The following is a 14752-nucleotide window of genomic DNA, read 5'->3' on the forward strand; positions in this document are numbered from 1 at the left end:
CGTAGCGGCTGGCAAACGCAGCGCGAGGTGTCCGGGGGCGCCGGCGGGGGACGCCAGGCAGCCCGGCGTCCCCCGGATGTCCGCCGCTCGCGCGGGAACGGCCCGGCCCCGCGCCGGCGCCGTGGATCAGTCGGTGACCAGGGCCAGGATGAGCCCGTCGTAGCCCTTGCTGCCGACGGTCTGCAGGGCCGTGGCGGTCAACTGCGGGTGCTCGGAGATGAGTTCGGTGAACCGGCGCACGCCCTGGACGCGGGGGTCGGAACTGTCCGGGTCGATGACGGCGCCGTCGCGGACGACGTTGTCGCCGACGATGACGCTGCCGGGCCGGGTGAGCTTCAGGGCCCACTGCAGATAGGCGGGGTTGGACGGCTTGTCGGCGTCGATGAAGACCAGGTCGAACGGCGCTTCGTCCGCGAGCCCGGGCAGCAGGTCGACGGCGCGGCCGCGCCGGATCTCGACGACGTGCTCCAGCCCCGCCCGGGCGATGTTGGCGGCTGCGACGTCGGCGCACCGCTCGTCGACCTCCAGTGTGACCAACCGGCCGTCGGCCGGGAGCGCGCGGGCCAGCCAGATGGTGCTGTAGCCGCCCAGGGTGCCGATCTCCAGGATCCGGCGGGCGCCGCGGACGCGGGCGAGGAGGTTCAGCAGCTTGCCCTGGTTGGGGGCCACCTGGTGGGCGGGCAGGTCGGCGGCCTCGGTCGAGGCGGCCGCGGCGACCAGGGCCTCGTCCTCCTCGACCAGCAGTCCGTCGAAGTAGTTGTCAACGGCCGTCCATGTCTGCTGAACCATGGGTCGCGTCGCCCCTTCCGATGATGTGGCGCTTGATAGTTCCTCATGGGAACTTACAGGAAGGGAGGGGGTCGCCGACCAGCCGTCTCATCCGTCAAGATCCGGAAGGGAGGCCTGCCGGTCCGGCCGTACCGCCGCCCAGCCCTGCGCCGCCTCCACCTGCGCGGCCAGCCCCAGCAGCAGCGGCTCCGAGTCGGCCGGGCCCAGCAGTTGGGCGCCCATCGGCAGTCCGTCGGCCGTGAGGCCCGCGGGGATGTTCACCCCCGGCCAGCCCAGCACGTTCCACGTCCAGGCGTACGGGCAGGCCGCTATCATCGCCCGGTCCGCGGCCATGGCCCCCAGCCCGGCCAGGGCGCCGATCCGCAGGGGCGGGGTGGCCGTCGTCGGGGTCAGCACCACGTCGAAGCGGTCGAAGACCTCGCCGACCCGCCGCCGCAGCACCGTCTCCGCCCTGCGGGAGGCCCGCAGGGCGAGCCCGCCCAGGACGCGGCCCGTCCGTACGGCCTCGTGCGTGCGCGGGTCCAGCAGTGCGGGATCGGGCACCCGCGCCACCCAGTCCCGTACGCCACTGGTCGCGCGGGGTACGAAGGTCAGACCGATCGGGCCGTAGCGCGGATCCTCCGGGATCACCTCGTGCCCCAGCGACTCCAGCCGCGCGGCCAGCCGCTCCACGGCGGAACGGACCTCGGGGTCCAGGGACTTGGGCGTCGCCGTGAAGGCCGTTGCGAAGGAGAGGGCGATCCGCAGCCGGCGGGGCGTGCGGCGGGTCGCCTCGACGGCCGAGATCCGTGCCGGACGGTGCAGGTCCCCGGGGTGCGGGCCGCTCGCGGCGTCCAGCAGGAGCGCCGCGTCGGCGACGGTGCGGGCCAGGACTCCGTTGACCGTCAGCCCGTGGAAGGACTCCGGCTCCGGCCAGGTGGAGATGCGCCCGCGCTGGGGTTTCACCCCCACCAGATGGGTCCAGGCCGCGGGGATCCGGACCGAGCCGGCCCCGTCCGAGCCCAGCGCGGCCGGGACCAGGCCCGCCGCCACGGCGGCCGCCGAGCCGCCCGAGGAGCCGCCGGGCGTGTAGGCCGGGTTCCACGGGTTGCGGGTCTCGCCGAAGGCCTTGCCCTCGGTGAAGGGCCACTGCCCCAGCTCCGGCGTCTGGGTCTTGCCGACGATCACGGCGCCGGCCGCGCGCAGCCTTCGTACCGCCTCGCTGTCGGCGGTCTTCGGGGCGAAGGATCCCGCGCAGCCGAAGGCGGTCGGCTCCCCGGTCACGTCCATGTCGTCCTTGACCGCCAGCGGTACGCCCAGCAGCGGCAGCCGTTCGCCCGCGGCCAGCCGCCGGTCCGCCGTGTCCGCCTCCGCGAGCGCGGCCTCGGCGCGTACGATCCGGAAGGCGTTGAGCTCCGGCTGGGCCGCGGCGATCCGGCGCAGCGCCTCCTCGGCCAACCGCCGCGCCGACACGGTCCCTTCGGCGAGTGCGCCGACCATGTCGACCAGGCCGGAGGTCGTCGGAACAGCTGAATCGGGCATCGCGTACCACTCCCCATTACCGGTCGGTAGGAAGACCGTAACGGGGAGCGGCCGGGTCGTTCTAGAGCCAGCCCTCCAGGGAGGCCATGAACCCGTCGAAGTCGTCGCGGTGGATGGTGTGTCCCGCTCCGGCGACCGAACGCACCTCGAAACCGCGGCTCCCCAGCAGCTGCGCCCGCTCCTCGTCGATCAGGACGCTCGGATCGGCGAGCTGCACGAGGGACGGGACCACCGGTGCGGGCGGCATCAGGTCGGTGCCGGCCAACGGCGCGAGGCTCAGCGCGGTCCGCTCGTCCCAGACCGCCAGGGTCTCCAGCTCGATGTCGACGTCCACCTCCTCCCAGCGCGGGTTCATCGCCCGTATCTGCTCCTTGGTCGCCGTCTTGAACCGCGCGAGCACCTCGGGACCGATGCCGTCGGCGGGGGCGGCCAGGTGGAACGCGGGGTCGCTGAACACGGCCCGGGCCGGCCGCAGCCGGTCCACCGCGAGCGACAGGGTCAGGCCGCCGAGGGAGTGGCCGATGGCCAGTTCGGCGCCGGCCGGGAGCGTCTCGACCACGTCGTCCGCGAAGAGCCCGGGGCTGTACTCGCCACGGCCGCTGGCGCCGTGGCCCCGCAGGTCGACGGCGATGACGCGGTAGCCGTGGTCGGCGAGGGCGGGGCCGACCCGGCGCCAGGTCCGGTGGTCGGCCATGATGCCGTGGATCAGGAGGGCGACGCGGTCGCCCTCGCCCCAGGTCTGGGTGTGCAGGTGCACGGTGTGCCTTTCTCGGCGGTGGATCTCGGTCGGGGTGGCGAGTGGGGAAGGAAGGAAAGGCAGGAGAGGCGCCGGGGTGTCAGCGCACGCTGCGGATCGGCTTCACGGCCAGGGCCCCCGCCACGGCCAGTACGGCCGCGACGACGAACAGCGCGGTGTACCCGCCGCTGAACGAGACGATCATCGAGGCGACGAACGGCGCGATGATCTGCGGGCCGGCGTTGGCGACGTTGAGGACGCCCATGTCGCGGGCGGCGTCCTCGGCCTTGGGCAGCACCATGGTCACCAGGGCGGTGTCCACCGCCATGTAACACCCGAACGCCAGCCCGTTGACCGCGGCGAAGGCCAGCATCGCGGTCCAGCTGGTCGACACGGCCGGGATGACGAGCGCGACGGCCGACAGCAGCGCGGAAGCGCCGACGAAGAGCTTGCGGCGGTCGAACCGGTCCGACAGGTAGCCGCCGAGGACCGTGGAGACGACCATCGCCACACTGGTCAGCGGCATCAGCACCGCCACCGCGGCCTCCGGCTTCATGCCGTCGGGCAGCACGGTGTGGTCCTGCAGGATGTAGAGCTGGTAGCCGCTCACGGCGAAGTAGCCGAGGACGAGCAGCGCCCGCCCGATGAAGGCCCACCGGAAGTCGTGGTCGCGCAGCGCGCTCGTGAAGGCGGCGAGCTGGTCCTTGACGGGCATCGGGGCGCGGGCCGGGAGCCGCTGCTCGCGGCCGCACGCGGTGAAGAGCACCGCGGCGCCCGCGACGAGGGCGCCGAAGACGAGATAGCCGGTCCGGTAGTCCTCGGAGAAGGCCGCCCCGACGAGCGCGCCGAGGGTGGAGCCGAAGGGCAGGCCGAGGCCGACGGCCGCGGAGGCCTTGCCGCGGGCGTCCACGGGGACCCGGTCGGGGACCACGGAGGTGATGGCCGCCTGGTAGACGTTCATGACGGCCTGCCCGAGGCACCAGGCGATCGTGATCAGCAGGATCGTGTCGGCGAGGCCCAGCAGGAACATGGCGGGTACGGCGGCGAGTCCACCGCCGAGGATCCAGGGGTTGCGCCGTCCGCTGCGGTCGGACAGGGCGCCGGCGACGGGGTTGAAGACCGTCGCGAAGATCGCCGAGACCCCTGCGATCAGGCCGAAGTTCGCCACCTTGTTCGCCGGATCGATGTCCTCGACCTGGAGCGCGAGCAGCACGCCGGCCACGCCGATGTACAGGGCGTACATGGCGCTGTTGCCGACGAGCAGCAGGGGCAGCAGACCGCGCCGTGCGGGTCCGGTGCCGGGTCCGGTGCCGGATCCGGGGGACGCGTCGGTGGTGGTGGCGGAGCCGGTGCCGGTGTCGGGGGAGGAAAGGGCCACGGTGCCCTCCTGGGCGGATGCGGGCGGATGAGGGGAGGGGGAGGTGCGGCGGGGTGTGGAGGAGTGCGCGCCGCCCTGTCGCGACGGCGGGGGTGCGACGGAGCGCGGCAGGACGGCGGCACGGCGGGGCACGACGTCGACACATCGGCCGTAGAGGGATGTGACGCCGTGGTTACACGTGTCAATGACTCGTGTAACCACTGTGTAGCATCCGTTTCCGGCCATCCGCTAGCCCTCGGGCGTGATCGGTCTGGAAAGATGCCACGGCAATGTCTCAGTCATCGAAATCGCCGAAGCCGCCCACCCCGGCCTCCGGATCGACCACCCCGCCGCCGCCCCCCGTTCCGACGAGCGCCGACGTGGCCCGCCTCGCCGGCGTCTCGCGCGCGACGGTCTCGTACGTGCTGAACAACGCGGAAGCCGTGCGCATCAGCGAGCCGACCCGCCGCAAGGTCCGCGAGGCCGCCGAGGAGCTCGGGTACGTCCCGCACGCCGCCGCCCGCAGCCTGCGCGCCGGACACACCAGGATCGTGCTGCTGCCCACCTCCCACGTGCCGGTCGGACCGCTCTACAGCACCTTCCTCAACGAACTCCAGTGGGCGCTGCGCCGCCTCGACTACACGGTGGTGCAGTACGGGAGCCTCGGACTCAGCGGCGACGAGGCCGTGCGGGCCTGGGCGGAACTGCGCCCGGTGGCCGTGATCTCCCTCGGCGAGATCACCCTCTCCGCGCGCAACGTCGCCACCCTCAAGCGGGCCGGGGCCCGCGCGGTGATCACGATGGGGCCGGTCGCGGTGCCCGGCGCGCACGCGCTCGTCATGGACCAGCAGGAGGTCGGTGTCCGGGCCGCCGCCCATCTCGTGGAGCGCGGACGCGGGCGGATCGGTGTGGTCGTTCCGGAGGAGGAGGGCCTGGAGCTGTTCTCCGTGCCACGGCTCGCCGGCGCCCGGTCGGTGGCGGGCGCCGAGGTCACGGCCCTCCCGATGGCCTACTCCGAGGAATCGGCCGCGGCCCTCGCGGCCCGCTGGCGCGGGCTGGGGCTGGACGCGGCGTTCGCGTACAACGACGAGTACGCGATGCTGCTGATGCGGGCCCTCCAGGACGAGGGGCTCCGCGTCCCCGAGGACGTCGCCGTCATCGGCGCCGACGACCTGCTGATCGGGCGGCTGCTGCGGCCCCGGCTGAGCACCGTACGGCTGGAGATGCCGACCGGCGCCCATCTGGCCTCACTGGTGGACCACGCGGTGCGCGAGCCGTCGGAGGTCACGGAGCGGCACGACCTGATGGCGGCCGCCGCCGTCCACCGGGAGTCGACCTGACGGTGCCCCCGCGCCGGGGGAGCCGTTGACAGGCGGTGACGTGCGGACGGAGACTGCGGGCGCGCCCCACCGGGCGTGCCCGGCGGCGTGCCCCGGTGCCCACACCGGCACCGACGCGCCACCGCCCGTACGGATCCGCGCAGGAGAGACCCCATGAGCATCCGCACCGTCCGCGACGTCTACGTCGTCGACGCCGTCCGCACCCCGATCGGCAAGTTCGGCGGCGCCCTCGCCGGGGTCCGGCCGGACGACCTGGCCGCGCACGTCGTGCGCGCGCTGGTGGAGCGTACGCCGGACCTCGATCCGGCGCGCATCGACGACGTCGTCTTCGGCGACGCCAACGGCGCGGGCGAGGACAACCGGGACGTGGCCCGTATGGCGGTGCTGCTGGCCGGGCTGCCCGTGAGCGTCCCCGGGGTCACCGTCAACCGGCTCTGCGGTTCCGGCCTCGAAGCCGTGATCCAGGCCGCCCGCGCGATCGCGCTCGGCGATGCCTCCGTGGCCATCGCGGGCGGCGTCGAGTCGATGAGCCGCGCGCCGTGGGTCGTGCAGAAGCCCGAGCGCGCCTTCCCGGCCGGGCACCAGCAGATGTGGTCCACCACCCTGGGCTGGCGCATGACCAACCCGCGCATGCCCGAGGAGTGGACCGGCTCGCTCGGCGAGGGAGCCGAACTCGTCGCGGACAAGCACGGCATCACCCGTGACGCGCAGGACGCCTTCGCGCTGGAGAGCCACCGCAAGGCGGCGGCCGCCTGGTCCGCCGGGCTGTACGACAACGAGGTCGTCCCGTACTCCGGTGTGGACCTGGTGCGTGACGAGTGCATCCGGGAGGGTTCCACGCCCGAGGCGCTGGCCCGTCTGAAGCCGGCCTTCCGGACGGACGGCACCGGCACGGTCACGGCCGGCAACGCCTCCCCGCTCAACGACGGCGCCGCGGCGCTGCTGTTGACCGACGAGGAGGGCCTGGCGGCCACCGGCCGGGAGCCGCTCGCGCGGATCAGCGCGTCCGCCGTCACCGGGATCGAGCCCCAGCTCTTCGGCCTGGGTCCGGTGGACGCCGTCCAGCGGGCGCTCGCCAAGTCCGGCCGCGGGTTCGCCGATCTGACCACCTTCGAGCTGAACGAGGCTTTCGCCGCACAGGCGTTGGGCTGCCTGGCGGCCTGGCCGGAGCTCGACCCGGCCGTGGTCAACCCGCGGGGCGGCGCCATCGCGATCGGCCATCCGCTCGGTGCCTCGGGTGCCCGGCTGGCCGGTTCGGTCGCGCACCAGCTGGCGGCGGCGGGCTCCGGCACCGGCATGGCGGCCCTGTGCATCGGGGTCGGGCAGGGCATCGCCCTCGTCCTGGAGCGCTGACCCGGGCCGCTGCCGTGCGGGCGTCGATCGTTTCCGGTCACCGCTCGGCGTCAACTGCCCAATAACTGAACTGATGTGGAGCCTCCGGTCTGGCACGATGGCGCGTGCTGCCGCCCCCCGCCCCGCCCATCCCCACCCGGAGGCCCCGCGCCATGCCGCTCCTCGATCCGACGCTCTGGCAGGACGGACCCACTCTCACCGGCGGCTCCGCCCCGGTCGTCGAACCCGCCACCGGCCGCACCCTCGCCACCGTCGACCTCGCCGCGCCCGCCGATGTGGCGGAGGCCGCCGTACGGGCCCTCGCGGCGCAGCGGGACTGGGCGCGCGCCACCCACCCGGAGCGGGCGGCCGTGCTGCGCCGCGCCGGGGACCTGTTCACCGCACACGCCGACGAGCTGCGGGAGTGGCTGGTCCGCGAGTCCGGATCGATACCCGGCAAGGCCGACTTCGAGCTGCACGTCGCCGCGCAGGAGTGCTACGAAGCCGCGGCGCTGGCCTCGCGCCCCACCGGGCAGGTGCTGCCGAGCGAGGCGCCCCGGCTGTCCTTCACCCGCCGGGTGCCGGCCGGAGTGGTCGGGGTCGTGGCCCCCTTCAACGCCCCGCTGATCCTGGCGATCCGCTCGGTCGCGCCGGCGCTGGCACTCGGCAACGCGGTGCTGCTCAAGCCGGACCGGCGCACCGCCGTCTGCGGCGGCCTCGCCCTCGCCGCGGTCTTCGCCGCCGCCGGGCTGCCGGGCGGCCTGCTGCAGGTCCTGCCCGGCGGCGCCGGAACGGGCGCCGCGGTGGTCGCCGACCCGCACGTGCGGGTGGTGTCCTTCACCGGATCCACCGCCGCGGGCCGCTCCGTCGGGGAACTGGCCGGCCGTCACCTCAAGCGCGTGCACCTGGAACTGGGCGGGAACTCCGCCCTCGTCGTGCTCCGCGACGCCGACATCGAGGCCGCCGTGGCCCAGGCCTCGTGGGGTTCCTTCTTCCACCAGGGCCAGATCTGCATGACCGCCGGGCGGCACCTCGTCCACACCTCGCTCTACGACGAGTACGTCGAGCGGCTCGCCGCGCGCGCCGACGAGCTGGCCGTGGGGGACCCGTACCGCGAGCGGGTCCACCTGGGCCCGCTGATCGACCGCGCCCAGCTGGACCGGGTCCACGCGCTGGTGGAGGCCAGCACCGGGCAGGGGGCCAAGCTCGTGGCCGGCGGCACGCACCGGGACCTCTTCTACCGGCCGACCGTCCTGGCGGGCGTCGCCGACGACACCCCGGCCTACGCCGAGGAGGTCTTCGGCCCGGTGGCGCCCGTACGGTCCTTCGCGACGGAGGAGGAGGCGGTCGCGCTGGCTTCGGCGGGCCCCTACGGCCTCTCCCTGGGGATCGTGACCCGGGACGCGGCGCGCGGGCTCGACCTGGCCGACCGGATCCCGACCGGGATCGCTCACATCAACGACCAGACGGTCAACGACGAGGCCGTCGCCCCCTTCGGCGGAGTCGGCGCCTCGGGTACCGGCGCCCGCTTCGGCGGCGAGGCGAACCTCGACGCCTTCACGGAACTGCGCTGGACCACGGCCCGCAGCACCCCCGCCGGCCACCCCTTCTAGGCGGTGCCCGGGCTCCGCCCCGCGTGGGCGGAATGCGGAAGGCGGGACGTTCGTTCAAGGGAGCAGACGGCTCAATCAGGAGGTCTGGACACCGTGGCTACAGTCGAGCTCACCAAGGAAAACTTCGACCAGACGGTCAGCGAGAACCCGTTCGTGCTGATCGACTTCTGGGCGGGCTGGTGCCGGCCGTGCCTGCAGTTCGCCCCGGTCTACGAGCGGGCCTCCGAGGCCCATCCCGACCTCGTGTTCGCCAAGGTGGACACCGAGGCGCAGCAGGAGCTGGCCGGGGCCTTCCAGATCACCTCGATCCCGACGCTGATGATCGTCCGGGACCAGGTGGCCATCTTCGCGCAGCCCGGCGCACTGCCGGAGGCCACCCTCACGGACCTCATCGGCCAGGCCCGGGCCCTCGACATGGACGAGGTCCGCGCGAAGATCGCCGCGGAGCAGCAGGGGCCCCAGGGCCCGGGCAGCGGGGACGCCGGCCCCGCGGGGGCATGAGGCGCGGGCCTGAGGATCCGCCGGGCTCGAGGGCCCGGCGGATCTGGCGCCTCAGCCCGGTGCGCACACCGGCTGCTCCGGGACACGGACCGGGAGGCTCCTGCGCTCCTCGGCGGTGAACGTCCGGTTGCCGATGGCCTTGCACAGGTCGCGCTGCCACGCCCGGGGGTCGAGCGGCAGGACACCGCCGGGGCCGGAGGGGTCGGCGTAGATCACCGCCCTGGCGTCCTTGGAGATGTCCATGAAGGAGTACGGACGTGCCGAGGAGAGGGAGGTGGCGGTGGAGGTCTGGCCCGGCGGCTGACCGAATTCGTACGACTCCAGGAGGGCGCGTTCCTCGATGCCGTAGGTCCGCACGGCGTTGTTGGCGGCGATCAGGAAGTGGCCGTCGCGGTCGAGGAACTGGGTGACGGTCGGGGTGGCGGAGTCTTCGGCGGTGCTGCGCAGGGGACCGATCTCCTTGCGCAGCGGGTCGCGCCGCCACAGTTCGACGATCGAGCCCCGGCGCATCAGCCCGAAGTAGCGGCCGCTGGGGTCGAACTGCACGGCGAGGACGTCCTCGGAGGTGCGGACGGTCTCCGTGACGGTGCCCGTGGTGATGTCGACGATGCGGACCGACGGGTCGCCCCAGACGATCACGGCCACCTTGTTCGGGGCCGGGTAGGGGCCGATGCTGGTCTGCGGCTCGGATCCCGTGGTGGGCAGCAGGGCCTTCGCGTCGTAGTGGGCGAGTTCCCGTCCCGTACGCGCGTCCCACTGCTGGACCATGGTCCCGGAGACGGTCAGGACGTTGCCGGCGGCATCGAAGAAGTGCTGGAAGTCCGCTTCCGTGCCGCCTCCCAGGATCGGCGGCGTGGTGGTGGCCGGGCCCGGCGGCTCGGCCGCGGTGATGGTGGCCAGCCGGCGCAGGGTGGAGGCGTCGAGTACGGACACCACGTTGGTCCCCTCCAGGTCCGCGAGCAGGCGTCCGTCCTTGCTCAGCCTCAGGAGGTCGGTGCTCCCGGGCTTCCGGTACGGCGTCCGGCGCGGGGCCTCGGCGATGAGCTGGTCGTTGGTACCCGGTGCCGTGGGCCGCACCTGGAGCGCGGATCCGTCGGCGAGCACACTGATCGTCCTGCCGCCGTCGTCGGTGAGGATCTGCTGGCCCACCTGGAGTACGGATTCACCGGTGGGGAGTTCGGTGTAGGTGATCAGGGAGTCCTTGTACCCGACGTAGTAGAGCTTGCCGTCGGCCGACGCCAGCCGGCGCGACCAGCGCGCGGACGGTGAGGGGACGGTGGAGAGCACCTTGTTCTGGACCAGGTCGACCAGCCGCAGCGTGTCGTCGTACCACAGCGCCACCCGCGTGCCGTCCGTGCTGACCGCCTCTGGGAGGCAGATTCCGGACTTGTACCGCTTGTCCTGCTCGTTGTACTCCTTCCCCTGCGGGGCGCCGTCGGAGATCCGCACCAGGCTCAGCGCCGTGCTGTCGCCCCGCTTGCTGCACACCACGGCCGCCGTCCGGTCCCCGGACAGCTCGACCTCGGCCACCTCGCCGGCGACCACGCGAAGCGCCTCGGTCGCCGGGTCGAAGGCGAGCAGGGCCGTGTTGTTGTCGCCCAGTCCGCTCCGCCGCAGCAGCAGGGTCCGGTTGTCCGCGCCGAGCCACAGGTCGTCGGTGCTGCCGTCGGTCTGGATCGTGGGCGCGCGCGTGGAGCGGGCGATGGCGCCGCTGTCCAGGTCCCACCAGACCAGGTGGTCCAGCACCCGGTGGACGATCAGTGTCCCGTCCGCCGACATGGTGGGGTCCAGCCCCTTCTCCGTCCCGACGGCCGCCCCCGGGGCCGCGGCCAGCTTGTGCAGCTCGCCCATCGGCTCCTCACGGTCGGCGTGCACCGGGAACCACGCGGCGACCCCGTCCTCCTGGACGTAGCCGGCCCGCTTCCCGTCGGCCGAGACCATCGGGTACTTCACCTGCCCGACCGAGGGAACCTGCGCGCTGCGGACCTGGCCGGTGGTGACGCCCGTGAAGAGCATCGCCCTGCCGTTCTTCGAGGTGGCCAGCACCACGTTGCCGTCGAGGCTGGTCTGCAGGCCCCGTACCGTTCCCAGCAGGCCCGAGACGACCCGGCTCTTGTCCGAGTACGCCACGTGCTGGCGCAGCAGCTGGTTGCGGGCCTCCTGGGTCGGCGACGTCCGGTAGGCCGCGAGCGCGAGCATCACGGACTGGGCGGGGTCGGTGGCCGCGACGTCCTGTGCCGCCTGAGTCAGGGCGCGCGAGGTGGCGAGCGCGTCGCGTTTGCGGCTCTCCTGCCGTGTGACCAGGAACAGCGACCCCAGTACGACGGCCACGACCACGATGAGGGAGACCGCGGACCACGCGCCGCGCACCCGGCGGGCCCGGGCGCGCTGGTGGGCGCGCCCGGCCTCCAGGTAGGCGCGTTCTCCGGGGCTCAGGTCGTCGGCGCGCCGGGGCAGCCACTGCCCGGCGCCCGCGAGGGCCACCTTCGTCGGCAGCAGCTCGGAGGTGCGCTCGGCCCGCTCCCAGCGGTCCATGTCGTGGCGCAGGGACTCCCGCCACACCAGGAAGGACCGGTCCTTCTCGACCCACCGCGCCAGTTTCTCCCAGCCGCTGATGAGCGCCTCGTGCGTGAGCTCGACGGTCTCGCCGCCTTCGGCGCTGCGGCCGGTCACCAGGAGCCGGGTGGCGGCGAGCCGCTGGGCGACGCGCCACTGCTCCTCGCCCAGGTCGGCGCGCAGGGCCATCCGGCGCGTCGCGGCAGGTGATCCCACGGGGACCCGGATGAGCTGGGTGAACAGCCGCCTGGCCGCCGGCTCGTCCCCTTCGGGGACGTACTCGGCCCAGACCTGGTCGGCGTGCCGGCTCAACGCCCCGGTGACACCGCCGAGGTCCTGGTAGGCCTCGTAGGTGAGCAGCCCTCCGCGCTGTTTCCGCCACAGCAGGTCGAGGGTGAAGCCCAGCAGGGGCAGTGCGCCCGGTTCGGTGCCGGTGTCCTGCAGGATGCGGTCCACGAGGCCGGTTTCGTAGCGCACCGCGGGGACGGCGTCCACGGGCGCGGTCACGACCTCGCGCAGCCGCTCGGGGCCCAGGGGGCCGAGGGCGTGGACGCGGCGGCCGATGACGGCCCCGAGCCGGGGATGCGCCAGCGCCATCTCGAGGAAGTCGGCCCGTAGCGTCGTGAGCACCCGGACCGGCTGCGGCAGGGCGTCGCCGAACAGCACATCGGCCAGTTCGTCGACGGCTTCCGGGGCTAGGGCGAGGAGTTCCTCGAACTGGTCGACCACGACGAGCAGCCGACGGCTGCCGGACAGGTCCAGTACCCGGGCCACGATGTCGGCGAGGCCGCCCTGGCGCAGTACCCCGGTCAGCTCGGAGATCCGGGAGAGGCGCCCCGTCTCGGACAGCCCGGGCTCCAGCAGCGGCAGCAGCGCTGCCGCGAGGACGGCCAGCGGACTGCTGCCGTGGGTCGGCCGTACGACGACCGCCGCGGCCCCCGATCGCCGCAGCCGGGGGATGACCCCGGCCAGGGCCAGGGAGGACTTGCCGGATCCGGAGGCGCCGACGATGGTCACCCATCGCTCGCCGGCCAGGGCGAGGTCCAGTTCGTCGCTCTCGGCCCGCCGGCCGTAGAAGTGCGGGGCGTCGGTCTCCCGGAACGCCGTGAGGCTGCGGAACGGCGAGGGCGGGAGGGTCAGCGGGCGCAGCTCGGGGAAGGCCTCCAGGATGCCGGCCGTCGGGATCAGGTAGCTGACCGGGGGCCGGCCCGACTCGGCGACGGCGATCATGCCGACCACGCCGACGCCGTTCTCGTCCCAGACCGGCGTGCCGCTGAAGCCCCGGGAGACCGGATAGCCTCCGTCGGCCAGGTCCGCCTGTATCCATCCGTAGGCCTGTGACTCCCGCAGGACTCCCGAGTGCCAGACTCCGCCCGGGCGGCCGGCGGGGAAGCCGAAGGCCCGTACCGGATGCCCCCACACCCGCTCGGCCTCGATCAGCCGCACGGGGTGGGCACCGGGCAGCGGGGCGTCCAGCCGGAGGACCGCCATGTCGCCGCCGCCCGGTTCGCGTGGCGGCAGCCAGCGTTCGACGCTCGCGCCCACCCCGGCGGTGTCCGGCGCGAAGGCGGACGCCAGGGGAAGGTCGACGCGGATCCGGGAGGCGGGGGCGGGCTCCTCGTCCTGCGGTGTGCCGAGCGCCGCGGACACCACGTGGGCGCACGTGAGGGCGAGCTCGGGGGAGATCAGGAAGCCCAGGCCGACCGGATCCCCGCGCAGGTCGCGGATCCGCAGCACCGCCGTGTTCAGGGCTTTGGGGCCGACGCCCTCCGACGCCTGCTGCCCCGTCACGGCGTCGGCTCCACCGCGGGGCCGGCGGCGGGGTCGGTGGCAGGCACGGCCGCCGGGACCGCCGCGGGGCCGTCGGACGGAGAACGGGTCCAGGTGAGCGAGATCTTGAAGTTGGCCTCGGCCGCCGTACTGGAGATCACGACGTCGGCCTCGGCGGAGATCGACAGCCCGAACTCCAGGTTCAGTTCGTCGGGCGCCTGGGCCATGCCGCGGAAGCCGTCGACGAAACTCTGCGCGACCGGCCGGATCCCGGTCACCATCTCCCCCAGCGACCGTGAGGCGCGCGCCATCACCTGCCCCGGACGGGCCACCCGGACCAGGCCGTCCTCGCCGGTCTCCACGACCTCGACCAGCACCACGTCCGGCGGCCCGTCCGCTCCACCGATCGGTAACTCCACGTGATACACCGTGTCTCCCCCTTCTCCAGGACGCGGCCCAGTGTGGACCCCCCGCTCGCAGAATGGAAAGTCTTTCTAGAAAAGAATCTAGTAATGGCGCTTTAGGCTGAACCCTAAGAGGATCGACGGGATCCGCCCCGCTAGGAGACCGAGGACGCCTGCCCGATGCCGAAGCAACAACGCGGCGAAGCCACTGTCGAACAGGTACTGGACGCGGCGCTGGGCCTCTACGCCTCGTCCGGGGAAGCGGGTCTCACCCTCGGAGCCATCACCAGCGCCAGCGGGGTCAGTTCCGGCAGCATCTACCACCACTTCGGCAGCCTGGACGGGGTGGTCGCCGCACTCGCGCTGGGGGCCCTGGAGCAGCTCCTGAAGGAACTGGGGACAGCGCTGCTCCAGGCGGCCGACGCCCGCTCCGGCATCCGGGCCGTCGTCCTGGCCTACCTGGACTTCGTACAGGCCCGTCCCGACGCGGCCCGCCTCATCCACTCCGTCACCGCGGACCGCCTGGGCATGGCCCATGCGCGCGAGATCCGTGACACCCAGGAGGCCCGGCTGACGCCGATCACCCTCTGGATCCACGCGCACCAGGAATCGGGCGAACTCGCCGCACTCTCCGCCCCTTTGATCGAATCCCTCGCGATGGGCCCGGTGGTCGCCGTCGTCCGGCGCTGGCTCACCGTGGGAGACGTCGACCTGGAGGAGGCCGCCCGCGAACTGCCCGACCACATCTGGCGGTCGGTCGGCAAGTGACCCGCCCCGGTCGGCACGGCCGACGCGGCGGCGTCACCACGCCGAAGCCGCCCGCCATCCCGGGC

General features: G+C 73.4%; 11 protein-coding genes. 5 read left to right on the plus strand and 6 right to left on the minus strand.

Annotated features, from left to right (window positions below; translation table 11 throughout):
* Positions 1 to 126: 126 nt before the first annotated feature.
* The 4 genes from JYK04_RS35760 to JYK04_RS35775 all read right to left on the minus strand — a co-directional run bounded on the left by JYK04_RS35760 (position 127) and on the right by JYK04_RS35775 (position 4424).
* Positions 127 to 789: an O-methyltransferase gene (locus JYK04_RS35760; protein WP_189741519.1), complete on the minus strand. Its 663-nt coding sequence runs from the start codon at positions 787 to 789 to the stop codon at positions 127 to 129.
* Positions 790 to 876: 87 nt separating this feature from the next.
* Positions 877 to 2310, minus strand: coding sequence for an amidase (locus tag JYK04_RS35765; protein ID WP_189741516.1), 1434 nt, complete (start codon positions 2308 to 2310; stop codon positions 877 to 879).
* 61 nt (positions 2311 to 2371) lie between these two features.
* On the minus strand, positions 2372 to 3067 hold the full coding sequence (locus tag JYK04_RS35770) for an alpha/beta fold hydrolase (protein WP_189741513.1): 696 nt from the start codon (positions 3065 to 3067) through the stop codon (positions 2372 to 2374).
* A 79-nt stretch (positions 3068 to 3146) separates the two neighbouring features.
* The gene (locus tag JYK04_RS35775) at positions 3147 to 4424 is read right to left on the minus strand and encodes an MFS transporter (protein ID WP_189741510.1); all 1278 of its coding nucleotides are present in this window, start codon (positions 4422 to 4424) and stop codon (positions 3147 to 3149) included.
* A gap of 269 nt (positions 4425 to 4693) precedes the next feature.
* Here JYK04_RS35775 and JYK04_RS35780 point away from each other — a divergent pair, with 269 nt between their 5' ends.
* The 4 genes from JYK04_RS35780 to JYK04_RS35795 all read left to right on the plus strand — a co-directional run bounded on the left by JYK04_RS35780 (position 4694) and on the right by JYK04_RS35795 (position 9189).
* On the plus strand, positions 4694 to 5743 hold the full coding sequence (locus tag JYK04_RS35780) for a LacI family DNA-binding transcriptional regulator (RefSeq protein WP_189741507.1): 1050 nt from the start codon (positions 4694 to 4696) through the stop codon (positions 5741 to 5743).
* Positions 5744 to 5896: 153 nt separating this feature from the next.
* Positions 5897 to 7096 (plus strand): thiolase family protein, encoded by a 1200-nt coding sequence (locus tag JYK04_RS35785; RefSeq protein WP_189741504.1) that lies wholly within the window; start codon positions 5897 to 5899, stop codon positions 7094 to 7096.
* Between the two features lie 152 nt (positions 7097 to 7248).
* On the plus strand, positions 7249 to 8688 hold the full coding sequence (locus JYK04_RS35790) for an aldehyde dehydrogenase family protein (RefSeq protein WP_189741501.1): 1440 nt from the start codon (positions 7249 to 7251) through the stop codon (positions 8686 to 8688).
* A gap of 93 nt (positions 8689 to 8781) precedes the next feature.
* Positions 8782 to 9189: a thioredoxin family protein gene (locus JYK04_RS35795; protein ID WP_189741498.1), complete on the plus strand. Its 408-nt coding sequence runs from the start codon at positions 8782 to 8784 to the stop codon at positions 9187 to 9189.
* 51 nt (positions 9190 to 9240) lie between these two features.
* On the opposite strand, the gene JYK04_RS35800 is transcribed toward JYK04_RS35795, so the two are convergent.
* Together JYK04_RS35800 and JYK04_RS35805 are read right to left on the minus strand one after the other, a co-directional pair.
* The gene (locus JYK04_RS35800) at positions 9241 to 13536 is read right to left on the minus strand and encodes an nSTAND1 domain-containing NTPase (protein WP_189741495.1); all 4296 of its coding nucleotides are present in this window, start codon (positions 13534 to 13536) and stop codon (positions 9241 to 9243) included.
* On the minus strand, positions 13533 to 13934 hold the full coding sequence (locus JYK04_RS35805; RefSeq protein WP_229875991.1) for a CU044_2847 family protein: 402 nt from the start codon (positions 13932 to 13934) through the stop codon (positions 13533 to 13535). Before JYK04_RS35805 ends, JYK04_RS35800 begins: the two co-directional genes overlap by 4 nt.
* Positions 13935 to 14099: 165 nt before the next feature.
* On the opposite strand from JYK04_RS35805, the gene JYK04_RS35810 reads away from it, so the two are divergent.
* Positions 14100 to 14687, plus strand: coding sequence for a TetR/AcrR family transcriptional regulator (locus tag JYK04_RS35810; RefSeq protein WP_189741492.1), 588 nt, complete (start codon positions 14100 to 14102; stop codon positions 14685 to 14687).
* Positions 14688 to 14752: the final 65 nt, after the last annotated feature.

The sequence above is a fragment of the Streptomyces nojiriensis genome, assembly GCF_017639205.1.
GTDB classification, from domain to species: Bacteria; Actinomycetota; Actinomycetes; order Streptomycetales; family Streptomycetaceae; genus Streptomyces; species Streptomyces nojiriensis.

Coding starts and splice junctions, on each gene's coding strand:
- JYK04_RS35765 (WP_189741516.1), bottom strand. CDS start 2,310: ATGCCCGATTCAGCTGTTCCGACGACCTCCGGCCTGGTCGACATGGTC.
- JYK04_RS35785 (WP_189741504.1), top strand. CDS start 5,897: ATGAGCATCCGCACCGTCCGCGACGTCTACGTCGTCGACGCCGTCCGC.
- JYK04_RS35790 (WP_189741501.1), top strand. CDS start 7,249: ATGCCGCTCCTCGATCCGACGCTCTGGCAGGACGGACCCACTCTCACC.
- JYK04_RS35780 (WP_189741507.1), top strand. CDS start 4,694: ATGTCTCAGTCATCGAAATCGCCGAAGCCGCCCACCCCGGCCTCCGGA.
- JYK04_RS35760 (WP_189741519.1), bottom strand. CDS start 789: ATGGTTCAGCAGACATGGACGGCCGTTGACAACTACTTCGACGGACTG.
- JYK04_RS35810 (WP_189741492.1), top strand. CDS start 14,100: ATGCCGAAGCAACAACGCGGCGAAGCCACTGTCGAACAGGTACTGGAC.